Source organism: Nocardia sp. NPDC052001, from assembly GCF_040680615.1.
GTDB lineage: Bacteria > Actinomycetota > Actinomycetes > Mycobacteriales > Mycobacteriaceae > Nocardia.
Genome location: NZ_JBFAXC010000001.1, coordinates 1,114,461 through 1,136,584, shown reverse-complemented (window position 1 = coordinate 1,136,584; position 22,124 = coordinate 1,114,461). Strand labels below are relative to the sequence as shown.

The 22,124-nt window shown below is 67.0% G+C and carries 22 protein-coding genes; 8 read left to right on the top strand and 14 right to left on the bottom strand.

Translation table 11 applies throughout. The features are described from left to right. The first annotated feature begins 61 nt into the window (after nucleotides 1-61). Complete coding sequence (locus AB0L82_RS05410) at nucleotides 62-517, top strand: GNAT family N-acetyltransferase (RefSeq protein ID WP_364631385.1); 456 nt, start codon at nucleotides 62-64, stop codon at nucleotides 515-517. A 1-nt stretch (nucleotide 518) separates the two neighbouring features. Here the strand turns inward: AB0L82_RS05410 and AB0L82_RS05405 are convergent, their stop codons facing one another. Next, entirely contained in the window at nucleotides 519-1,163 is a 645-nt protein-coding gene (locus AB0L82_RS05405) for a Pr6Pr family membrane protein (RefSeq protein ID WP_364631382.1), read from the bottom strand. 137 nt (nucleotides 1,164-1,300) lie between these two features. Between AB0L82_RS05405 and hrpA the strand changes: the two genes are divergently transcribed. Then, the gene (gene hrpA / locus AB0L82_RS05400) at nucleotides 1,301-5,467 is read left to right on the top strand and encodes an ATP-dependent RNA helicase HrpA (protein WP_364631380.1); all 4,167 of its coding nucleotides are present in this window, start codon (nucleotides 1,301-1,303) and stop codon (nucleotides 5,465-5,467) included. 105 nt (nucleotides 5,468-5,572) lie between these two features. On the opposite strand, the gene nrdR is transcribed toward hrpA, so the two are convergent. Both nrdR and AB0L82_RS05390 read right to left on the bottom strand, forming a co-directional pair. Beyond that, nucleotides 5,573-6,052 (bottom strand): transcriptional regulator NrdR, encoded by a 480-nt coding sequence (nrdR, locus tag AB0L82_RS05395; RefSeq protein ID WP_364631378.1) that lies wholly within the window; start codon nucleotides 6,050-6,052, stop codon nucleotides 5,573-5,575. Nucleotides 6,053-6,149: 97 nt separating this feature from the next. After that, nucleotides 6,150-7,403 (bottom strand): hypothetical protein, encoded by a 1,254-nt coding sequence (locus AB0L82_RS05390; RefSeq protein ID WP_364631375.1) that lies wholly within the window; start codon nucleotides 7,401-7,403, stop codon nucleotides 6,150-6,152. A gap of 3 nt (nucleotides 7,404-7,406) precedes the next feature. On the opposite strand from AB0L82_RS05390, the gene AB0L82_RS05385 reads away from it, so the two are divergent. After that, nucleotides 7,407-7,592 carry a hypothetical protein gene (locus AB0L82_RS05385; protein ID WP_364631372.1) on the top strand — a complete coding sequence of 62 codons (186 nt, stop codon included), beginning with the start codon at nucleotides 7,407-7,409 and terminating at the stop codon, nucleotides 7,590-7,592. Nucleotides 7,593-7,939: 347 nt separating this feature from the next. Here AB0L82_RS05385 and AB0L82_RS05380 read toward each other — a convergent pair whose 3' ends face one another. Then, nucleotides 7,940-8,347, bottom strand: coding sequence for a hypothetical protein (locus tag AB0L82_RS05380; protein ID WP_364631369.1), 408 nt, complete (start codon nucleotides 8,345-8,347; stop codon nucleotides 7,940-7,942). A gap of 303 nt (nucleotides 8,348-8,650) precedes the next feature. Here AB0L82_RS05380 and lexA point away from each other — a divergent pair, with 303 nt between their 5' ends. Beyond that, a complete protein-coding gene (gene lexA, locus AB0L82_RS05375; RefSeq protein ID WP_364632796.1) occupies nucleotides 8,651-9,352 on the top strand; it encodes a transcriptional repressor LexA in 702 nt (233 codons plus the stop codon). A gap of 76 nt (nucleotides 9,353-9,428) precedes the next feature. Here lexA and AB0L82_RS05370 read toward each other — a convergent pair whose 3' ends face one another. The 6 genes from AB0L82_RS05370 to AB0L82_RS05345 form a co-directional block, all read right to left on the bottom strand. Continuing rightward, nucleotides 9,429-9,890, bottom strand: coding sequence for a DUF2231 domain-containing protein (locus AB0L82_RS05370; protein ID WP_364631366.1), 462 nt, complete (start codon nucleotides 9,888-9,890; stop codon nucleotides 9,429-9,431). Between the two features lie 109 nt (nucleotides 9,891-9,999). After that, nucleotides 10,000-10,635, bottom strand: coding sequence for a hypothetical protein (locus tag AB0L82_RS05365; RefSeq protein ID WP_364631363.1), 636 nt, complete (start codon nucleotides 10,633-10,635; stop codon nucleotides 10,000-10,002). Nucleotides 10,636-10,797: 162 nt separating this feature from the next. Continuing rightward, nucleotides 10,798-12,426, bottom strand: a complete 1,629-nt coding sequence (locus tag AB0L82_RS05360; RefSeq protein WP_364631361.1) for an alpha/beta hydrolase — start codon at nucleotides 12,424-12,426, stop codon at nucleotides 10,798-10,800. 311 nt (nucleotides 12,427-12,737) lie between these two features. Then, entirely contained in the window at nucleotides 12,738-13,070 is a 333-nt protein-coding gene (locus AB0L82_RS05355) for a hypothetical protein (protein ID WP_364631358.1), read from the bottom strand. An 81-nt stretch (nucleotides 13,071-13,151) separates the two neighbouring features. Then, the gene (locus AB0L82_RS05350; RefSeq protein WP_364631355.1) at nucleotides 13,152-14,099 is read right to left on the bottom strand and encodes an acyl-ACP desaturase; all 948 of its coding nucleotides are present in this window, start codon (nucleotides 14,097-14,099) and stop codon (nucleotides 13,152-13,154) included. Between the two features lie 78 nt (nucleotides 14,100-14,177). Next, nucleotides 14,178-15,269, bottom strand: coding sequence for an alpha/beta hydrolase (locus AB0L82_RS05345; RefSeq protein WP_364631353.1), 1,092 nt, complete (start codon nucleotides 15,267-15,269; stop codon nucleotides 14,178-14,180). A 411-nt stretch (nucleotides 15,270-15,680) separates the two neighbouring features. On the opposite strand from AB0L82_RS05345, the gene AB0L82_RS05340 reads away from it, so the two are divergent. Further along, nucleotides 15,681-16,718 carry a lysylphosphatidylglycerol synthase domain-containing protein gene (locus tag AB0L82_RS05340; RefSeq protein ID WP_364631351.1) on the top strand — a complete coding sequence of 346 codons (1,038 nt, stop codon included), beginning with the start codon at nucleotides 15,681-15,683 and terminating at the stop codon, nucleotides 16,716-16,718. Between the two features lie 40 nt (nucleotides 16,719-16,758). Here the strand turns inward: AB0L82_RS05340 and AB0L82_RS05335 are convergent, their stop codons facing one another. After that, the gene (locus AB0L82_RS05335) at nucleotides 16,759-17,022 is read right to left on the bottom strand and encodes a hypothetical protein (RefSeq protein WP_364631348.1); all 264 of its coding nucleotides are present in this window, start codon (nucleotides 17,020-17,022) and stop codon (nucleotides 16,759-16,761) included. 125 nt (nucleotides 17,023-17,147) lie between these two features. After that, nucleotides 17,148-18,122: an oxidoreductase gene (locus AB0L82_RS05330; protein ID WP_364631346.1), complete on the bottom strand. Its 975-nt coding sequence runs from the start codon at nucleotides 18,120-18,122 to the stop codon at nucleotides 17,148-17,150. Between the two features lie 119 nt (nucleotides 18,123-18,241). On the opposite strand from AB0L82_RS05330, the gene AB0L82_RS05325 reads away from it, so the two are divergent. Continuing rightward, nucleotides 18,242-18,679 carry a phage holin family protein gene (locus AB0L82_RS05325; RefSeq protein WP_364631344.1) on the top strand — a complete coding sequence of 146 codons (438 nt, stop codon included), beginning with the start codon at nucleotides 18,242-18,244 and terminating at the stop codon, nucleotides 18,677-18,679. Here the strand turns inward: AB0L82_RS05325 and AB0L82_RS05320 are convergent. Then, a complete protein-coding gene (locus AB0L82_RS05320; protein ID WP_364631341.1) occupies nucleotides 18,676-19,479 on the bottom strand; it encodes an SDR family NAD(P)-dependent oxidoreductase in 804 nt (267 codons plus the stop codon). The genes AB0L82_RS05325 and AB0L82_RS05320 overlap by 4 nt on opposite strands. 101 nt (nucleotides 19,480-19,580) lie before the next feature. On the opposite strand from AB0L82_RS05320, the gene AB0L82_RS05315 reads away from it, so the two are divergent. Further along, a complete protein-coding gene (locus AB0L82_RS05315; RefSeq protein ID WP_364631338.1) occupies nucleotides 19,581-20,561 on the top strand; it encodes an SDR family NAD(P)-dependent oxidoreductase in 981 nt (326 codons plus the stop codon). A 3-nt stretch (nucleotides 20,562-20,564) separates the two neighbouring features. Continuing rightward, complete coding sequence (locus tag AB0L82_RS05310) at nucleotides 20,565-20,687, top strand: hypothetical protein (RefSeq protein ID WP_364631335.1); 123 nt, start codon at nucleotides 20,565-20,567, stop codon at nucleotides 20,685-20,687. Between the two features lie 7 nt (nucleotides 20,688-20,694). Here the strand turns inward: AB0L82_RS05310 and AB0L82_RS05305 are convergent, their stop codons facing one another. Continuing rightward, the gene (locus AB0L82_RS05305; protein ID WP_364631332.1) at nucleotides 20,695-22,032 is read right to left on the bottom strand and encodes an AarF/ABC1/UbiB kinase family protein; all 1,338 of its coding nucleotides are present in this window, start codon (nucleotides 22,030-22,032) and stop codon (nucleotides 20,695-20,697) included. Nucleotides 22,033-22,124 lie beyond the last annotated feature (92 nt).

Here is a 22,124-nt window from a genome sequence, read left to right as displayed (position 1 = left end):
GAATTTCCCGGCGGTCACCGGCCCGGTCCTGCCGACCAACCGGTATCGATAGCCTGGAGGCATGCGCATTGTGGTGGACGATCTGTCCGGATCCGAGGTGATCGGGCTACTGGAAGACCACGTGGCCGAGATGCTGGAGAACTCCCCAGAGGACAGCATGCACGCGCTGGACGTGGCCGCGCTGCGCAAGCCCGACATCACCTTCTGGTCGGTCTGGGAGGGCGATGAACTCGCCGGGTGCGGGGCGCTCAAGGAGCACGATCCCGGATTCGCGGAGATCAAATCCATGCGCATGACCACGGCATTTCGCGGGCGCGGAGTGGCCTCGCTGCTGCTGCGGCACATCATGGAACAGGCCCGGGCGCGCGGATATACGCGACTGAGCCTGGAGACCGGATCCGGGGATTTCTACGCGCCGGCGGTGCGGCTGTACGAACGCCACGGGTTCGAACACTGCGGGCCGTTCGCGGACTACACCGACGATCCGCACAGCGTATTCATGACGCGCGAACTCTGAATCAGCTGATGTGCGTGCGGCTTTCGCGCCAGAAGCGGGCGACCATACCGTTCAGCGCGAGCACCGAGGCGGCCAGGAAGGCGAAGACGATCGCCAGCAGCACCAGCTTGCCCGCCAGCTCCAGGTAGCCGGGGCCGCGCGGATCGATGAACGGGTACGGGTACCAGTCCACGATCGGCCCGCGAATCAGCGTGTACACGCCGTACAGCAGCGGATAGATGAGCAGTCCGCCAATCATGCGGACCGTCAGCTTCACCGCGGGCGCGACCACCAGCAGCCAATCGGCCAGCATCACGATCGGGATGATGCGGTGCAGGACCGAATTGGTCCACTGGCCTTCCATCTGCACATCGATATTCGACAGCAGCAGCGCGTAGATGATGCCGGTGATCACCATGTACAGCACGGCTCCGCAGCGCAGCAGCTGCCAGCGCCGGTCGCCCGGATCGCGCACGGCCCCGACCAGCAGCACCACCATGGCCAGCAGATTGGACTGAATGGTGAAGTAGCTGAAGTAGTTCGCGTACGAATACCCGGCGGTGTGGATATTGCGCAGCGGTCCGTCCAGCAGGGCGACCAGGGCGAGCACACCGAAGGCGAACCGCAACCCTCGAATCCACAAAGGCGTCCCAGCTGTGGTGTTCATTGCCCGATGGTCGCATGCGATGGTCCGGAAACGCGGACGATACGCCGATACAGCACACATAGGGCAATCACCCCTCAGCGAAATGCGCCACCGCGCCGAGCGGTCCGGGCAATGACTTCGCTACGCTTGACGGTGCAATGACCAGGACTGCCGCCACTTCTCGCGAGCTGCGTTCCCGCCTGGCCGACCTCTCGATCCGCGACGAACATCGGTTGCGTCGGCGTCTCGACCAGGTCCGCGGCGGTGACCTCACTCAACTCGAAACCGATATCGACGCCGCTCAGCGCCGCGTCGACGCCCGCCGCGCCGCCGTGCCCGAGATCCGGTACCCGGAACAGCTGCCGGTGTCCGCGCGCCGCGACGATATCGCCGAGGCCATCGCCGAGCATCAGGTCGTGATCGTGGCCGGTGAGACCGGCTCGGGTAAGACCACCCAGATCCCGAAGATCTGCCTGGAACTCGGGCGGGGCGTGCGCGGCACCATCGGGCACACCCAGCCACGACGACTGGCCGCGCGCACCGTGGCCGAGCGCATTGCCGAGGAACTCGGCGGTGAACTGGGTGATGTGGTCGGCTATACCGTCCGCTTCACCGATCAGGCGTCGGATCGCACGCTGGTCAAGCTCATGACCGACGGTATTCTGCTTGCCGAGATCCAACGGGATCGGCTACTTCGCCGCTACGACACCATCATTATCGATGAGGCGCATGAGCGGTCGCTCAATATCGACTTCCTGATGGGATATCTGAAGCAACTGCTGCCCAAGCGGCCGGATCTCAAGCTCATCATCACCTCGGCCACCATCGATCCGGAACTGTTCGCGCGGCACTTCAGCGATGAGAAGGGATCGCCCGCACCGATTGTGGAGGTGTCGGGGCGGTCCTTCCCGGTGGAGATCCGGTATCAGCCGCTCTCGCTGGAGGTTCCGCTCACCTCGGATGATCCCGATGACGAGGACACGCGGGTGGTGGATCGCGATCCCACCGATGCCATCGGGGACGCGGTGCGCGAACTGCTCGCCGAGGGTGACGGGGACATTCTGGTGTTCCTGTCCGGTGAGCGCGAGATCCGCGATACCGCGGACACGCTGCGCGATATGCGATTGCCGCGCACCGAGATTCTGCCGCTGTACGCGCGGCTGTCGGCGGCCGAACAGCACAAGGTGTTCAGTTCGCATGCCGGGCGGCGCGTGGTGCTGGCGACCAATGTCGCCGAGACCTCGCTGACCGTGCCGGGGATTCGCTATGTGGTCGATCCCGGTACCGCGCGTATTTCGCGGTACTCCATGCGCACCAAGGTGCAGCGGCTGCCCATCGAGCCGATTTCGCAGGCGTCGGCGCGGCAGCGCTCGGGGCGTTGCGGTCGTGTGGCGGACGGCATCGCGATCCGGCTGTACTCCGAGGACGATTTCGAATCGCGCCCGCAGTTCACCGAACCCGAGATCCTGCGCACGAATCTGGCCGCGGTCATCCTGCAGATGACCGCGCTCGGGCTCGGCGATATCGAGAGCTTCCCGTTCGTGGAGGCCCCCGACAATCGCGCGATTCGCGATGGCATCGCATTGCTCGAGGAGTTGGGCGCGCTCGCCCGGCGCACCGAGGACGCCGACCGGGCCGAAATACCGGACGCCGGACTGGTTCTCACACCCATCGGCCGGGAAATGGCGCAGCTGCCGGTGGATCCGCGCATGGCGCGCATGCTGGTCGAGGCCAACCGCACCGGGTGTCTGGCCGAAGTGCTGATCATCGTCGCCGCGCTGTCGATTCAGGATGTGCGCGAGCGCCCGGTGGAATTCCAGCAGGCCGCCGACACCAAACACGCCCGCTTCAATGTGGACGGCTCGGACTTCCTGGCCTACCTCAAGCTCTGGGACTACCTGGGCGAGCAGCGTAAATCGCTGTCCTCCAATCAGTTCCGCCGCATGTGCCGCGACGAATTCCTGCACTACCTGCGCATCCGCGAATGGCAGGACCTGCACGGTCAGCTCCGCACCATCACCCGCGGCCTCGGCTGGTCCACCGATGGCGACCAATCCGCAAGCGGTGCACAGCGTTCCGGTGACGACACCGAACAGTCCGACGGCGGACGCCCCGAGAGCGGCCGCAGGAACCGCCGCGGCGGCGGACGCACCACCGCGAACAAGGCTGCGGGAGCGGAGAATTCCGCGAACTCGGGCAGGGGCGACCGCTCCATTCGGCTGGCGGCGCAGGCGGCCGCGGCGGATGAGGCCATGCCGTGGGATGTGACGTCGATTCATCAGGCGTTGCTGGCGGGCATGCTGTCGCATATCGGGGTGCGGGAGGCCGAGAGCCGGGAGTTCCTGGGCGCGCGCAATGCCAAGTTCATGATTTTCCCGGGGTCGTCGCTGGCGAAGAAGGCACCGCGCTGGGTGATGGCGGCCGAGCTGGTGGAGACGTCGCGGCTGTGGGGGCGGACGGCGGCTCGGATCGAACCCGAATGGGCCGAGCGGCTCGCCGGGGAGTTGGTGAAACGCACCTACTCCGAACCGCATTGGTCGTCCAAGCGGGGCGCGGCGCTGGCCTACGAGCGGGTGACGCTGTACGGGATTCCGCTGGTCACGCAGCGGCGGGTGGATTTCGGGCGCATCGATCCGGAGCTCTCGCGCGAGCTGTTCATCCGGCACGCACTGGTGCAGGGCGAATGGCAGACGCGGCACGAGTTCTTCGAGCGGAATCGCGAATTGCTCGACGATGTGGCCGATTTGGAGCATCGGGTGCGGCGGCGCGACATCCTGGTCGACGATCAGGTGCTGTTCGATTTCTATGACGGCCGCATTCCGGCCGATGTGGTGTCGGTGCGGCATTTCGACAGCTGGTGGCGCAAGGCGCAGCGGCAAGATCCGGCACTGCTGGATTTCACCGCCTCGACCGTGGTCAACGAGGATGCGGCACTGCTGGATCCGACCGCGTACCCGGACAGCTGGCGGCAGGGTGAGCTGATCTTCCCGCTCACCTATCAATTCGAGCCCGGCAATGCCGATGACGGTGTGACGGTGCACATTCCGGTGCCGCAGCTGGCACATGTGCGCGCGGTCGGCTTCGACTGGCTGGTGCCGGGTATGCGCGAGGAGCTCGCCACCGCGCTCATCAAGACCCTGCCCAAACAGCTGCGCCGACTGGTCGTGCCCGCACCCGATTTCGCGAATGCCGCACTGGCGGCGCTGACTCCGCGCGCGGAACCGCTGCGCACCGGGCTGGCACGCGAGCTGTCCCGGCTGGGGTCGGCCACCATCGCGCCCGCCGATATCGATCCGGCGGCGCTACCCGATCATCTGCGCGTGACCTTCGCCGCTACCGACGGCGCGGGCACCATCGTCGATCGTGACAAGAGTCTCGCGGCGCTGAAAACCCGTCTCGCACCGCAGGTGTCGAAATCGGTGGCGCGGGCGACCGCCGCCGCCGAGCGCGCACCGGCCGCGGTATGGACCTCCGAATCGCTCGGCACGCTGGAGCCGACGGTGCGCCGTCAGGTCGGCGGGCAGACCATTACCGGTTATCCCGCACTGGTTTCCGAGGGTGACGGCGTCGCGGTGCGGGTGCTCAGCTCACCCAATGAGCAGGCCGCGGCCATGCGCACCGGTACCCGTACGCTGCTGCTCAACGCGCTGCCCACCTCGGCGCGGTCGGTGACTGCGGCATTGCCGCCCACCGATCGCCTTGCGCTGAGCCAGAATCCGTACGGTTCACTGGACGGACTGCTGGAGGACTGCCGAGCCTGCGCCGCCGATGAACTGATCGCCAAGCACGGCGGTCCGGTGCGCAGCCCCGAACAGTTCAAGGCACTGGTGGACAAGGTGCGCCCGAACTTCACCGGAACCGTCGCCCAGACAGTGCGGTTGGTGGTCCCGGTGCTGGCGGAGGCGCATCGGGTGCGTGCGGCGCTGGCCGACACCCGCGACCGCGAAGCCGCCCAGGACGTCACCCATCAACTCGACGATCTGGTCTTCCGCGGCTTCGTCTCCGAATGGGGCACTACGCGTTTGCGCGAACTGCCCCGCTATCTGGAAGCCGCCCGGCTGCGTCTGGAAGCACTCCCCGCCTCGGCCAATCGCGACCGCGCGGGCATGGCCGAGTTGGACCGCGTCCACGCCGCCTACGATCGCCTGCTGGAACTGCTTCCCGAAGGCCGTCGCAATGGCCGGGACATCCTCGAAATCTGGTGGATGATCGAGGAACTCCGCGTCAGTCTCTTCGCCCAGCAGCTCGGCACCCCCTACGCCGTCTCCACCAAACGCATCGAGAAAGCGATCGACGCCGCCCGGCGGCCCCCGGCCAAGCGCTGACCGACGCCGTGGAGTATCCGGGCGCTCACCGGAACCACGTGCGGCGGTTCGCGCGGGCGCGGACGATATCCAACCGAATTCGTTTGGCGGCGGAGGGGTTATCCGTCAGTCGGAGGCGGTCGCGCCCACCGCGTGTTCGGCGCGGTGTTTGCGGAGCGAGGCGATCTCCTGCTCGAAATCCTCGGCGGAACTGAAGGATCGGTACACCGAGGCGAAGCGGAGGTAGGCGACCTCGTCGAGATCGCGCAGCGGGCCGAGGATGGCCAGGCCGACCTCGTGACTAGGCACCTCGGGAGAGCCCTTGGCGCGCACCGCATCCTCGACCTGCTGGGCGAGCAGGTTGAGAGCGTCGTCATCGACCTCGCGGCCCTGGCATGCGCGGCGCACACCGCGCACCACCTTCTCGCGGCTGAACGGTTCGCTCACGCCGCTGCGCTTGACCACCGACAGGATCGCGGTTTCGACCGTGGAGAACCTGCGCCCACACTCCGGACAGGCACGTCGCCTTCTGATGGCGCTGCCTTCTTCGGCCTCACGCGAGTCGACCACCCTCGAGTCTGGGTGGCGACAGTACGGGCAATGCATCCGGGGGATCCTTCGTCGGGGCCTGGGCTCCTCAGCAACCTCGAGGATACCCGGACCGGCGAAGTCGGCGTGCGTCCGCCCGGGTGAGCGGCCGCAATCAGGTGGTCAGCTGCCATTGCGCGGTGAGATCCCCGAGCAGATCCGGGAGCCTGCGGAGCAGTCGGCCGGATGCGAGTTTATCCGTAAACGGTTCCGCCAGAATGGGTCTCGCGATGGACTGGTTCGCGGAGAGCTCCAGATAGCGCGGCAGCAGGTCGTGGGTGATGTAGTTCCAGCGCGTGTCGCGATCGGCCCAGTTGAAGTTGGGCAGCGGGGTGCGCAGGGACATACCGCCCGCGGTGACGGTGGTGGGCGCGAACACACCCGGGGCAAGTACGCCGGGTACGGCGGCCTTGCCCGCGACGGTGCTCACATAGGTCATGACCCGGCCCATCACACCGCGCCCGGACGAGGTGACATCCCATTGATCGGCGATGATCTGGTTCTGTTCGCGATCGGTCATGCGCAGGGCGGCATCGGCCAGACCGGCCGCGTCACCGTGGTCGATCTCACGCCAGGCGGTGACGGCGTTCTCGTCCAGCACGCCCGCGCGGTACATCTCCTCGACCCCGGCCAGGCCCGCGGCGGCGTAGGCCTCGTGCATGGGCACCTGGTCAATGAAGATGTGCTTCTGCATGATCATCAGCCGGGTCTGGTACCAGATCAGATCCTCGGCGGTGAGCCGCTCACCCTCGGTGCCGAGCGTCTTGATATCGGCGGGCAGCGGATTCAGCAGTTCGGCGGGCGTGCCGCGCAGCAGATCTGCTACCGCGCCACCGAGCTGATGCACGCCCGGGACACTCACGATATTGGCCACATCGCCCATATCGAAGAAGCCGGAGGCGAACGATCCGCCCGCCAGCCCGGCCAGCCCGACCCAGTAGAAGTCCGGATGCTCGTTATTGAGCCGCAGGTAATTCACGTACACCTGCACGAAGGTTCGCGAGTTCGCGGGCACGCCGCGCGCGGGATCCCAAGCGCCCAGGTCGATATCGGCATTGCGGGTGGCGACCGTCAGCCAATACTGATGCAGCAGAGTCGCATACCGCTGCGGCGCGACACCGGCGGCGCGAGCCTGATCGAGCGCACCGCGCAATTCCTCCGGATCGAGCGGCAACGCGGGATTCAACCCGCCCCCGCCCGCACCGTCCCCGTTGACGGACGGCAGATCCAGATATGCGGCGTAGGCGGATTCGGCGTGCGCCGGAACCGCGACGAACCCGAAGACCAGCGCGATCAGCGCGGCCAACAGCACACCCGGGCGACGTGAACCGGCCCTGACGATCGGCCCGGCCGCCCGACGAGCGTGCATGTCATGCGCGATTCGCATATCTCCATCGGCATTGCCCACCGAATCGGCTCGACCGCCCGCAACGATCCGCCCCGCACGATCGACGCGGCCGATCGCATCAACTCGATGCCCGTACTCGCCTCGACCATGGTCACCCGGGTGCCCTGCTCGGGCGCCGAGGGACGCTCGAACGAGATCCGACGTGCGTGAATACCGTTGGGCTCGTGCGGATTCGGAGTCCGGCCGGTGTGGTGCGTGCACGCCTGCCCGCGTGCGGGCGGTGCCCTGCGCCATGGTGTCCCCTTGCGATACACGCCGGTCCACCCGGGGCCGGCGCGACTGTAGCCTGTGTCACATCTGGGGCACCGTAGCAACGCGTTTCAGTTTTCAATCTGCATTTCCGGCCACACCGACTGGCCGGGCTTCCCTATCGAATACGGGGCAGCCGCCCGGCGGGCGGCTGGCTATCGCGGGGCGACCGCGCTCGCAATCTCACGGCGACTGCACCGCCATCCCCTGTGGTGCAGGCCGGATTCGGAGCGCGGTGGCGCATCGGATCAGTGCGCGGGCGCGGGCGCCACATCGACGACCGAGGCCGTCTGCGAACCGAATTCGCCGGCGCGCAATTGCGCGAGGGCGATCAAGCCGACGACCGCCATCGCGGTCATCAGGGCGGTGAGGGCGAGCGCGGCGAAACCGATCTGCGCGCGCTGGACGCGATTGAGCGGATGCATACCGCGGGAATGGCCGACGGGACGGCGCGTCACGATATGCGGGCGGCCGACGCGCGCATGGGCGCGGCCGACGGGCTGCACCCGGGCGCGGCAGGGCCGCCGGTCCGCCGCGGGCTGCCACACCTCGGCGTCGACGCGCTCGGGGGCCCGCGCGGCGCGCAGCTCCCAGGGGATGCTGTCGAAGCCGAAATCGCTTCCGACGGTGTCTAATTCGCTGATCACAGTGCGCATCGAAGAAACCTCCCGGGTTGACCTGCCGTATGACTCTGGACGGTTGACTCGCTCATGTGTTCGAAGAACTGATGTTCGAATTTCTACCACGTTCGACCGACAATGTCGCGTATTCGCGCGACATGCGTCGAACAGATGTTTGATCAGCCGCGAGTCTCGGTCTACAGTCGAGGCACGAGATCTCCGGACGTGCGGCGCGAGCCGCCTCGGAGGCCAATTCCGGTGAGACACAGCGGTGAACGGAGGACTGCGGCGGTGAGCGAACACGGCGCTGTGGAGGGTGACAACGGTCCAGCCGACCAGATCGGGGATGGAGCCGAAACATCCGGCACGGGGACGGATCTCACCGTCCGCCAGCGCAAGGTGCTAGAGGTCATCCGAAGCTCGGTGAGCGACCGCGGTTATCCCCCCAGCATTCGGGAGATCGGTGACGCCGTCGGCCTCACTTCGACCTCCTCGGTGGCGCATCAGCTACGCGCCCTGGAACGCAAGGGCTATCTGCGCCGCGACCCGAACAGACCCCGGGCGGTAGACGTGCGCGGGCTGGACGAGACGGCGTTGCGCGCCAGTTCCGGTGTGGCGCAGTTGCGTTCGGTCACCACCGAATCGGACGGCACGGGCGATCACCCGATCCCCACCTATGTGCCGGTACTGGGCCGGATCGCGGCCGGTGGTCCGATACTGGCCGAGCAGGCGGTGGAGGATGTGTTCCCGCTGCCGCGCGAATTGGTCGGTGAGGGTTCGCTGTTCCTGCTGAAGGTCGTCGGCCAGTCCATGATCGAAGCCGCCATCTGCGATGGCGACTGGGTGGTCGTGCGCCAGCAGAACGTGGCCGATAACGGCGATATCGTCGCCGCCATGATCGACGGCGAGGCCACCGTGAAGACCTTCAAGCGCACCGGTTCCCAGGTGTTGCTGATGCCGCACAACCCGCTGTTCGAGCCGATTCCGGGCAATGACGCCCAGATTCTCGGCAAAGTCGTCACGGTCATCCGCAAGGTCTGACCGTGCCGGGTTGCCGTGACCCGGCGCCCGCCCGCAGACCGGGCGCCGGGTCACGACAATCTCGGATGCGACGGATTCAACTTCCGACGCCGGACCACACCGCGCGAGCTCCCGAGTCGCCGACCCGATAGGTCTGCACCATGGCCGCCGATCCGGCCGCCACCGTGAGCACCGCCACGAGGACGAGCAGCGCTCGCCCCAGCGGTTTGCCCCGTCCCTCGCGCACCTGCACCAGCACCAGCAGTGCCGCGGTAATCAGCAGGGGGACAACGAAATACAGCATCTGCCCGCCCAAGTGCGCGTGCTGATCGATCAGCGGTGGTGAACCGAGCCGCTGCTGCAGCCACTCCCCCGCTTCGATGGTCAACGGCGTCAACGCCGTCACCAGTACCGCGAGCGCGGCGGTCGGCCAGATGAAACGCCTCCTGGCCGCGGGCCACACCCCGCATACGATCAACAGCACCGCGGTCAGCGGTACCAGGACGACAATGCCGTGCACGAGCAGTACGTGCACGGGCAGGCCGTGAAATGTCCACATAGTCCGGCACCTTCGATTCGGCGATCCGCTGGTACCAGAACCACGGTGTGGGGCCGAACGCGGTTCGGCCGCGACTCACCCCCGGACGCGCACGCCGAATCGCGCGGAATCAGAACTGTTCGCTGGGCGCGGATACGTCCTCGGCCGGGCGAACCGGCTCGCGAGTCATGCGCTCGGTCGGCGCGGAGGTCTCCACCCGCGAGATGAGCATGGTGGTTTCGAGGTCGGCGGGTCGTTCGGGAACGGCCGAGAGCAGAACGGTCTGCTCGGTGGCGCTCGGCGCGATCGCCTCCGGGGGCGGGACCGGACGCAGGAAGCCCAGCATTTCGTACTGTGCGCCGATGGTCATCGCGGCCGAGGTCTTGTCCTGGGAGATGAAGCCCTGATTCGGGCCGATCACCCGGCGCAGCGATTCCAGCCAGCGGTGGTCCAGTACCCGGCAATCCGCCCAGGGGAAGTACTCGAGTCCGGTGCGCAGGAAGAAGCGGTCGCCGATTCGGCCCAGGCGCAGCAACTCCAGCAACCAGGCGTCGATGCGATTGGGCTGGGCATTGCGGTAGATCCGGGTGAACGGCTCGACGGTGGCCGCGGCGAACTCCCCGAAGGAGTTCAGCAACTCTGCCGGAAACTCGTCGACCCTGACAAAACCGACCACATCAAGACCCTGCAACTGCTCCGGAAGTTGCGCGGCAAGCCTGCGCTCGTCATGCAGTTTGAACTTCCTGTTGATGTCCTCGGTGCGCATTTGTCTCCGATTTCCCGCCTGTACTGCCGGGAACCCTAGCATGAACCCAACCGTTTCAAACCAAGTTGGTCAGCTGGCCAATTCATGCTTTACTCGCACCTCCGCTATGCACCCGCAACCCATTTGCGCACTCCGCGCGACGGTGTTTGCGGTCATCGGCGATCAGGGGCGATAGCGGCCCGCAATGATTTCGCCCTGCGTGCGCAATGCCGGATTCGCGGTATCCCAATAGTTGCCGTGCGCCCAGGGATCGATAGGGAGTTCGCTCAGTAGCGGCAGGTCGAGCGTCGCACCCGAGGAGCCGAAAACCGTTGCGCCGAAATCGGGATCGGTCGGATCGGCGCCATGGATGAAATGCCCGAGTTTCGGGATCGGGTCGGCCGGATCGGCCGTGGCGAAGACGTGCGCGCGATTGTGCGCGGGATCGATGCCGTCCAAACGCAATTCGACGGCGCGATCGACTTCCACGCCCGGACTGCCCACGAAGATCAGATTGTCGGCCGCGATGGAATTGCCGTGACTGGCCGCCACACCAATTAACGTACTGCCGTAGCTGTGCCCGACAACGGTGTTATTGGACGGTATCGCGGCATGCGTCACACGCAAGCCGTTCTCGAATTGATCCAGCGCGGGCGCACCGTCCTCGGCATAGCCGTCATCGAGCGCGCTGCCGAGTACGGGCGGCGCGGCATAGCCGTACCAGGCGATGACCGAGGTGCGCGCTGACCTATCGGCTCGGCCCGCCGCCTCGAGCAGCGCTCGCGCCCGGCCCACCCCCGTGCCGATACCCGACAGCGGTGACGCGGTGCCGGGCACGAAGGTCGCGATATTGCTCGCGGCGTCGGGATTGTTCAGGGCTATCGCGCCCTGTCCGCGAGTGTCCACGCCGAGTAGAAACCTCGGCGGGCCACCGGATTCGGTGTGGGCGGCGGCGACGGTCACCGCCGTGTAGTCCGCGAGCCGGGCGCGGATCAGCTGCCGTTGCTCCTCCCAGCGCCACAGCACGTGCCAGTCATGGGCCGTATCGGGCAGATTCGTGCGGTCGGCCCAGCCCGGATGCAGGGCGTCGAGTGCGCTCAGTTCGGCCGTCGCGGCGGTGCGCAATCGGTCCAGATCGACGCGGTTGTAGAAATCGCGCGCCACCGCGGGCAGCCCGTCCCGATTCCCGATCAGCGGATCGAACGCGAACAGCGCGTCCTGGTCAGCGGGTGAGAGTGAATCCCACAGCTCCGCAAGGGCTTTCGGATCATCGGGCAGGAAGGCGTTGCCGTCGAGGATCGACCGTACCCGCTCATCCATCGGCCCGCCCTGCGGATCGGTGCCCAGCGCGGCCACAGCCGACACCGCGGCGGCGAGCCGAGCCCCGACCCGACCATCGGTCTCCCCCGCCAGATCGAGCAACGGAGTCAGCCGAGCGTGCAGCGCCGCCGCCTTCACCTCGAAGCACGCCTGCAATACGAGATCCAAAGCGGCATTACCGGTATCGGCCTTCGGCGCGATGACGCGTCCGTCCTCGTCCACTGTGCACCCGTTGGCGACGGCATCGCTCTCGATCTCGTGAACCAGCGCGCAGACATGCGCGAGCGCGGCGGCGTCGGCGAGCGCATCGGCGATATCGGCGATGGCCGCACCGATATGATTCGCTGTCAGCTGCGCCCCGAGCGCGCGCAGCTCCCCGGCGGTGGCGGCCGCACCCCGCCACCCGAGCACTGCCGTATCAACTTGTCGCCCGACCTCGCGCATGGCCGTGACGAACCGCAGATTCGCCTCGACCACGGCATCACTCGCCACCCCGGCAGCATCCGGCTGCCAACCCCGTACCTGCGACATCGTGGCTCGGACCAAGTCCCTCCCCTCCTCACCGCCACAGCGCTATCCGACATCGACCCGCGCGATCGCGACGCGAGCGCAGCCTGGCAACCGATATGCCGACAAGCGGCCCGCCCTGCCCTGACCGCAATCCACATCTGGCCTGCGCCACAGCACCTATCGGTGTACTCGAGCCGAACGGAAAATCGCATATCGAGCAGCGGGCGCGGGCCACACGTCTCCCGCCGAACGTGGCCCTCCGAGCACCACCGGTATCTACTCGCCGATGAGAGTCAGGACGATCCGCGCATATAGCTGTCGAGTTGGGAGCCGAGCGCGGCGTCCACCTCCTCGTAGGACTTCACGCCGTGCTCGACCACGCCTGATAGCGCGGTGAGCCGTTCGGCGAGTTCACGCAGCGCGGCCGCGATCGGCGCAGCCGCTCCGGCCGCTGCCGCGCCGATTTCGGAATTCGGCATGGCCGGGCCGACTTTCGCGATCAAGTCCACCGGATCGATCGCGGCGATGGTCTCGGCTTCCACGCGGACCGCGGCTGCCATGGTGCGCAGCGCGTCCAGGTCGGCGCGCAACAGATCCCCCATGAATTCCCCTTCGTCGAAGCTCAACGATAGGACTCGAACGGCGCACGCGGACATACGAAACCGATTCTGTGGATAACCATTTCGCTCTCCACAGGCCCGGCTCCGTCAAACGGATTCGCGGGCGCGGCGGGCGGCTTCGCGGGCCAGGGAGCGGTCGCGTTGTTCTTCGAAGCGGAGGACGTCCTTGGCCAGTTGGTCGAGGTAGGCGGCCAGGTCGTCGCGGATGCGGTCGCCGCGCGGGGTGAAGTCGGTGCGGTCGAAGATGTTCCATTTGCGTAGGACGGGGAGGAGTACCTCGTCCAGGTGCTGGCGGAGGTCGTAGATGCCGTGTTTGGCGAGCAGGACGCTGTTGCGGCGGAAATCGGGCATGCCCGCGCCGGGCATTTTGAAGTTCAGGATGACCGCCGAGATGGCTTCGAGGGCGTCGTCGGGGACCAGGTCCAGGGCCGCGGCGCAGATATTGCGGTAGAAGACCATGTGCAGGTTCTCATCGGTGGCGATGCGCGCGAGCAGGCGATCGGCGATCGGGTCATCGCACACCTTGCCGGTATTGCGATGCGAGACCCGGGTGGCCAGCTCTTGGAAGGTCACGTAGGCGACGCCGGGCAGCACGCTGTGGTCACCGGTGCCGGTGGGGTCGTCGACGCCCTGACCCATGCAGATCATGCGAGCGTTCTCCAGGGCGACGGGGTCGACGCCGCGGGTGACGACCAGATAGTCGCGAATGGCGATGCCGTGCCGGTTCTCCTCGGCGGTCCAGCGGTCCACCCAGGTGCGCCAGGCGCGGTCGCGGGAGAAGGAATCGGAGATCAACCGGTGGTAGGAGGGCAGATTGTCCTCGGTGAGCAGGTTGGTGACCATGGCGGCGCGCGCGAGCGGGCTCAACTTGGATTGTTCGGGATCCCAATCGATTCCGCCCATGGCGGCGAAATTGCGGCCTTCGTCCCACGGCACGAAATCGTGCGGATGCCACGGCTTGGCCACCGATAGGTGCCGGTTCAGATTGTCTTCCGCCACCGGTTCGAGTTCGCGCAACAGATCCTGCGGTGTCATGGATTTGCCTCCGAATCCCTTGTCCGCGAGCCTACCCGGATCGGGCGAGTGCGCCAGGTGCGGCGAACAAGACGACCGTTATGTAGCCATACGCCGTCGAAATATCCGATCGCGCAGGCGCGGTCGCGGGGCGAGCCAGGCGGATACCTCACCGTGTACGACGCGCTGATTGAATTCGCCGATCTCGCGAATCGCGGCGCGGGCGTCGGGGAGAATATCGGCGGCCGCGTGGAATACGTGAATAGCTTTGTCCCACACTTGAACCCGGCATTCCACGCCCGCCTCGGCACAGCATTGCGCGAGTTGATCGGCATCGGCGCGCAATACCTCGGTGGAACCGACCTGGATGAGCACCGGTGGCAGTCCGGTGAAATCCCGATTCACCGGTGACAGCATCGGATCCAGTTTGCCGTCCACCGCGATACCCCAGGCGGCCGGAATCGCCAGCGCCTCGGCCGAAAGCAACGGGTCGATCGCATTATTCGGGTGCGTGAGCTTATCGGTGGAGTCCAGATTCGCCCACGGGGCGATGGCGACGATGCCACCCGGGATCGGCAGCCCGCGATTGCGCGCCTCCAGCGCGATGGTGAAGGCCAGCCCGCCGCCGGCCGAATCCCCGGCGAAGATAATGCGTTCGGGCTCGAAGCCTTCGTCGAGCAGATACTGATACGCGCGAACCGCGTCCTCGATGGTCTCGGTCAGGTGTGCCCACGGCATCTGCCGGTAATCCACATTCAGCAGTGGCATACCGCTCTCGCGGGCAATGCGCGCCACGATCCGGCGATGGGAATTGAGCCCGCCCGCGATGAAGACACCACCGTGGAAGTAGAGGATCGCCGCGTCCTGAACACGCTGCGGGTCAACGGTATTGGCATTCCACACCCATTCGGCCCGGAACCGGTCGAACGCGACGGCCCGCCGCCGGGTACCGCGTGGCGGAACCAGCACCCGCGCCAGCGGATCGGCCAGCTCGACGGGTGCGAAAATCGCGGTCCGCCCGTGCACCGGCCGCAGTCGGCTCAACCAAACGAGCCCGTTCACTCCACGCCGAAGAGTGTTGTAGGACAGCGGATGTGCGATGCGCAGCGGCAGACTCGCGGGCCCGCGCAATTCTATGGTGACCGAATCCGAGGTGTGATCGCCTCCGGCGTTCCTGGTCTGCGCGGTCATCAACGACTCCTCCACGATGAACACACCCGGCGTCGATGCCGGACACTGCCGCCAGAGTACATTGTCTGAGACAGCCGGTCGAGAGTTCGCGAAATCCAGCCAGCCGCCGTTCGCCTAACCCAAGAAGACAATCACGGCGAAGCATCTTCGAAATCCTCGCGGGCGCCTGACAATTGATTGCACATTGTCCCAGACACGTTTAGGCTGAGCGCGACCCACGATCCTTCGATGCGTACCCCACCAGAGGATCACCGGTGTCCCGGGAGCGACCCGGTACGATCAGCACGGTCCGGCAGTGCCCACTCATGTGCCGGATTGCGGGTCGCTCCCTTCTCCGGCGCGTTAATGTCGAGCATCGGATCTGCGATTCACAGCACGATTACGGCATCGTCGACATCACGAGGAGAGCCGATGGCTCTGGCCATTCCCGCTACCGCGAGAAAGGCGCTCCCGACCGTTATCTGCGCGGTGGTGGTCGTCGCCGCCGCGCTCTGGCAGCACGAGACGGTCGCCGCGGGTATGCGCGCGCTGCTCGCCGCCGATCCGCGCTGGCTGGCGGTGGCGCTGGTCGCCACGCTCGGACTCTGGCCCACCTCGGTGTGGATGCTGCGCGGTTCGATTCCCGCACAACCCTCTTCGGCCCGGTTGTTCGCGCTGCAACTCGCGGTGCCCGCCATCGGGCTCATCCCGGCGGCCTCACTGCTCATCCGGCTGCGCTTCCTGCGCCGCGAGGGCTTGAGCCACAGCGCCGCCGTCGCCTCGATGACCCTGTTCGGTTTCGCCGCACTGGTGGTGCGCATACCGCTGGTGATCGTGGCGATACTGGCCACCCCCAGCCTGATCGACCGCACCAAGGGGCAGCCGCCCTGGCATGACCTGGGCGCGCGCACCGCCGCCTGGTGGCACGGCGCGACCGGAAACGCCTGGCATACAACGCTGATCGTCGGCATCGCGGGGCTCGTCACCGGTGCGCTGGGCATTGTCGCGACCATCGCGCTGCGCCGCTGGCTCACGGGCCGCGGCGGCTGGCACGGACTGCTGCATCGCGCCCGCACCGGGCGCACCGATGCCGAATTCGCCTGGAAGTCGGTGGCCGCCACCGCCTTGCGCCCGCGCCGGGCCGCGCTGCTGTGGCTCTGCGCCCTGGCGCAGCCGCTGCTCATGGTGGTCGCGCTGTGGGCGGTGCTGCACGCGGTGGGCGCGAATCTCAGTTTCGCGGACACCTTCGTGGTGCAGCTGGTGACGGTCGCGCTCGCGCCGCTACTGCCCTCCCCCAGCGGCGTGGCCGCCAAGGAGGTGACCCTGGCCGCGGGCCTGACCGCCATCGCGGGCCTGACCGGCGGGGTCGCGGTCGGCGCGGCACTGGGCTTCCGCCTGCTGACCTTCTGGTTCCAAATCCCGCTCGGCCTGGGGTCTTTCGCCTATCTCAATCACCGCCGCGCCATCTGAGCACGGCGGTCCGGACTCCCCGCAGTCCGGGAATCACGCATCAGAGCGGCGTGCACTCGATGGTCGAGAACTTCGCCACGCCGCGCCATGAGGTCTGCGCCTGCCCCTTGGCCGCCCGCACACCCTGGCGCGCGCTGACCGTCACCGTCGGCAATGTCGCGCCCGCGTAGTCCTGTCCCGTGCACGAATATTCATATGCCACACCTGGTCCGTGCGGACTCGCCTGCGCGGGGGCGGCCACCGCGAACACCGGTGCCACCGCCATGACCGCGACGGGCACACCCAACCACAACCTCGAGCTCACAAGCATCTCCTCACGCATTTTCGGGGGTAAGCCGGGAAACAGCAGCCGAATTCTCGCACGGCGGGATGGAGCGCGCCGGGTGGTCGAATGATCTCGTGGCGGCCGCCCAATGCGGTGAGCCGTGGTCAGGCGGGCCAGGGGTAGGTGACGCCGGTCAACTTCTCGCTCAGTCGCCAGAGCGCGCGGGCCTGGGTTCGGCTGTAGGCGAGCGGATTCCGCAGCGTGCGGCGCGGATACCCGAAGGTCTCCAGACCGGGACCGAGGTAGGCATTACCGGGCAGGCCCGGCATGGTGGCGGCGTAGAGCTGGGGCAGCGCGCCCATGCGATCGGACTGCGCCATGGCGACCAGCGCCTGCTGCTGGAGCGCGGCGAGCCGGGCCGATACGCCCTTCTCCGCGCCGGAGTCGTAGAGATTGGTGGCGGACAGACCCGGATGGGCGGCCACGGCGGTCAGCGCGGTACCGCGGGCACGCCGGTCCAGTTCGGCGGTGAAGAGCAGATTGGCGAGTTTGGATTGGCTGTACGCGAGCCAGCGCATATACACCACACGCCAATTGGGGTCCGGCCAATTGATGACCCCGCCCCAGGCCGCGATGGAGGACACCGTCACCACGCGCGGTGCGGGCGCGCGCAGCAGTGCGGGGAGCAACAATCCGGTGAGCGCGTAGTGACCCAGATGATTGGTGCCGAACTGCGCGTCGAAACCCTCGGCGGTGCGGACATTGCGCGGCAATGCCATGACCCCGGCATTGTTCACCAGGATGTCGATGGCGCCCTCGCGCACGTCGAGGTGGTCGGCGGCGCGGCGGATCGAGGTCAGATCGGCCAGATCCAGCGGCAGCACTTCGGGTTTCGGGCCCGTCGCGGCGGCGGCCACCGATTCCAGCGCGGTGGCGGCCTTGAGTTCATTGCGGCAGGCCATGATCACCTGCGCGCCCTTGGCGGCCAGGGCCTCGGCGGTGCGCAGGCCGAGTCCGCTGTTCGCGCCGGTGACCACCGCGGTCTTACCGGTCAGGTCGGGAATATCGTCCGCGGTCCAGGGGCGCGGTAGTAGCGGCAGCCGCGCCGTGGTCGTCCGGGCCGAGAGCACTTTGGCCATTCCGTTCACCCTCCTGAGGGAAATTCGCCGTCTGAGACAATCTAGCCGACCGTGTTAGGATGCGACAGTTCGGGCGGCCGGCGGTCGCCGATGAGGATGCTGATCCGAGGGGGCCGCAGATGGCGGGCGACCAAACCAGTTACCGCACAGCGATCGCGGCGCGACCGAGCGAACCCGAGCGGATCCCGCGGCTGCTGCTCGCTGAATTCACCGCCTGGGCCGGGCCCACACTGTATCGCGCCGGCAAGTTCGCGCTCGCCGAGTTGGCGCGCGGCGTAATCGCCTTGGCCGCATTGGGTTTCGCCGTCGTCGCGGCCGCCTACGGCATCGTCTACTTCGTCCGGTTCCTCACCGAACTGCTGGCGAACTGGATGCCGCACTGGGCCGCGCTGCTCACCACCTCGACCCTGATGCTGATTCCAGCCGGTCTCGCCGCGCTCTTCGGACTCTGGCAGATCTACCGGATGCGCAGCGTCCGCGCCACCGTCACGGCCGCCGTGCGCGCCGGTGACGCCGTGCGAGGCCGCGCACCGCAAGGAGCGGCGTCACGTCGCTAGGGCTCCAGCTTGCGCGCCAGATAGTCGTCGATGCGGGACAGCACCGCACGGCGGACGAATCGGGAGCGCAGCCCGGTCGTACTGTCCCGCTTGCCGATTCGCGCGGCCAGGCGCGCACCGTCGGGCGAGACCCGGCTGCCCAGATATTGCGCCCGCGCCTCGAAGGGCGTCGGCACCACCGCCGGATTGCGGGCGGCCACCCGGACGATGGTGCGCGCGATGTCCTCGGTCGGCTCCGGAGCCGGGCAGACCGCCGTGACGCCCACGCCGGTGCCCGCGAACTCCAATCGCAGTCCCTCGGTGAGCATTTGGGCCGCGGCACGGGTGGCGCAGTACGGGGCGCTGAGCGGAATCGGGGTGAAGGCCGCCACCGAGGTGACATTGATGATGCGCCCGCCGCGCCCGGATTCCACCATCTGCCTGCCGAAGTGGGTGCAGCCGTGCACCAGTCCCCAGACGTTCACCCCGAGCAGCCGCTCCCACTCCTCGAGGGTGTGCTCCAGAAATGGTCCGGCCGTGGTGTATCCGGCACTGTTGACCAGTACCCGGGGTGTGCCGAATTCGGTCCGGACATCCTCGGCGAAGGATTCCATGGCGATCGCATCGGCCACATCGACCGCGTACGGCGTCGCGTCACCGCCGAACGCCTCGATGGACTCCACGGTCCGCACCGCGCACGCCTTGTCGACATCGGCGACCACGACCATGGCCCTCTTACGCGCGAAACGTTGCGCCACCGCGCGTCCGATGCCGCTGCCCGCACCGGTGATCACGACGATCTGGTGCTCGAACCCTGTCATGTGTGGTCCCCTGATTCCGCGGCTGCGGCGCTGCGTTCAGATTCATTTACTGTCCCAGACAGTGTACACTTCAACTTCCAGCGCAGGAGCGGGACCAGCAGATGAAATCCTTCCAGCCGCGGCTCGCCGTGGTGACCGGGGCGGGCAGCGGTATCGGCCGCGGCACCGCCAAGGCCCTGGCCGACCGCGGGGCCACCGTTATCGTCGCCGATATCAATTTCGCCACCGCGAAAGATACTGCGGCACTGATCCATTCCCACGGTGGGCAAGCCCTGCCCTATGCCCTCGACGTGGCCGATCCGGTCTCCATGGAGGGTCTGGCCGAGTACGTGCGCGCCGCGCACGGCGTACCCGATGTGGTGGTCAACAATGCCGGAATAGTGGTCGGCGGACCATTCTTCGACATCCGACCGGCCGACCTGCAACGAATCGTGGATGTGAATCTGACCGCCGTCGTACACGGATGCCGCCTCTTCGGCGCGCAGATGGCCGAACGCGGCGCCGGCGGGCAACTGGTGAACATCTCCTCGGTCGCGGCCTTCGCGGCCATGCGACTGGGCACGCCCTACGCCTTCACCGCCGCGGGGGTGAAGCATCTGAGCGATACGCTTCGAGTTGAAATGGCACCGCTCGGTATTGGAGTCACCGTGGTGTGCCCCGGGCTGATCGCCACCAATCTGGCGGCCACCGCCTCCCTGGCCACCCTCAGCACCGAACAGGTCGCCATCACCCGGCAGATCGTGGTGAAGGGGATGACCCTGCTCGGCATGCATCCGGACAAGGCCGGGCGCAAGATCGTCGAGGCCGCCGCCGCCAACCGCGCCATGCTGCCATTACGCCTGGAATCACGGCTGATTCACCTGTTCACCCGCGCCTTCCCCAACTTCACCCGGGCGCTCATGCGGGCGGGCACCGGACCCGAGGTGGAACGCGCGGTGCGCTTCGTCATCGACCATCCCGGATTCGTCGGCATCGCCCGCGAGGCGGCCGAACTCATGCCGCAGCGACCGGGTCTGCAAACCTATTGGGAACCACCGGAATACGATGATCCGCCACCGCCGCCCATTCCACTGAGGAGATGAAGCATGGAAGAACGTCCGTCCACCCCGGCCGAACCGCCCACCCGCAGAAACCTGGTGATCGTCGTAGCCATGGCGCTCACCGTGATCGCCGCGCTGGTCACGGTGAGCGCGCTGGTCGGAGCCTGAGGCCGGCTCAGGCCGCTTCACCCTCGATGACGTAGCCCGGCAGCCAGCGTTCGACCAGTCCGAGGTACGGCCCCTCGGCGTCGAGTTGGGCGCAGACGGCGATGATGCCTGCCAGTACCCGGCCGAGCATTACCAGATCCGGCAATTCGGGCGGGGTGCGGACGGCCACGGTGTTATTCATCGACAGATTCCGCATGTCCATGGCGCGCAACATATGTCCCTGCAGCAGCTCCCTGGTGATGCGCAGGCGATCACCCTGGAATTCGGCGACCACCGGCGCCACCACGCGCAGGATCGGATCGGCGTCCAGATGATGACCGGGGCGCACGAAACCGTTGGTGTGCAATGCCGCCAGCAGGGCGTCGTAATCCTCGGCGACGGCCAGGCGGGCCAGTTCGCCCACCACCGGCGGCAGACCGTCCGGCAGTGCGATGGTCGCACCGAAATCGATGATGCCCAGACGCCCGTCCGCGAGCAGCTGATAATTGCCCGGATGCGGATCGCAGTGCAGGTGACCGACGAGTTTCGGTGAGCTCAAACCGAATTCGACCAGTAGCTGACCGGCGCGATCACGCTGCGCCGGGGTGCCCTCGGCAATGATCTTCGACAGCGGGACGGCATCCATCCACTCGGTGATCATGACCTTCGGCGCGCTCGCGATCACCCGGGGTATGAAGAAGTTCGGATCATCGGCATACGCCTTGGCGAAACGCCGCTGATGATCGGCCTCGATGCGATAGTCGAGCTCATCGGCGGTGCGCGAGACGAATTCCTCGATCAGCGCCTTCACATCCACGCCCGGCATGAAGACGCCGAAGGTGCCCGAAAGCATCTGCAGCAGTTTGAGATCGGATATGAGCGCGACATCCGCGCCCGGGTACTGGATCTTCACCGCGACCGTGCGCCCGTCGCGCCAGACGGCGCGATGCACCTGCCCGATACTGGCCGCGGCCACCGGCGCGTCCTCGAAGCTGGTGAAGCGTTCGCGCCAGCGGGTGCCCAGTTGTTCGTCCAGCATGCGGTGCGCCTGGGCGGTCGGCATGGGCGGAGCCTGATTCTGCAGGCGCGCCAGCGCTTCTCGGTACCGGTCGGCGAACCGCGGCGGTACCGCGGCCTCGGCGACGCTGAGCGCCTGGCCCAGTTTCATCGCGCCGCCCTTGAGCTCGCCGAGGACCCGGAAAACCTCGTCGGCGGCCTTCTCGATCAATGCCTCGTCGATGGCGCCGCGGTCGGCGCCGGTCATGATCGCCTTACCGGTGGCGGTCATGCGCCGGGCCACGATGCCCATCGGCAGTGCCGCGATCTTGGCCGATCGTGCCAGACCGGTTCTTCTCTTGCCCGCCATCGGGTGCCTCGATTCGTATCGCCGATACACGCTTGCGCGAGTGAGATAGCAATGTGCCGTCGGCACGAATCGAAGATTAGATTGTCTCAGAC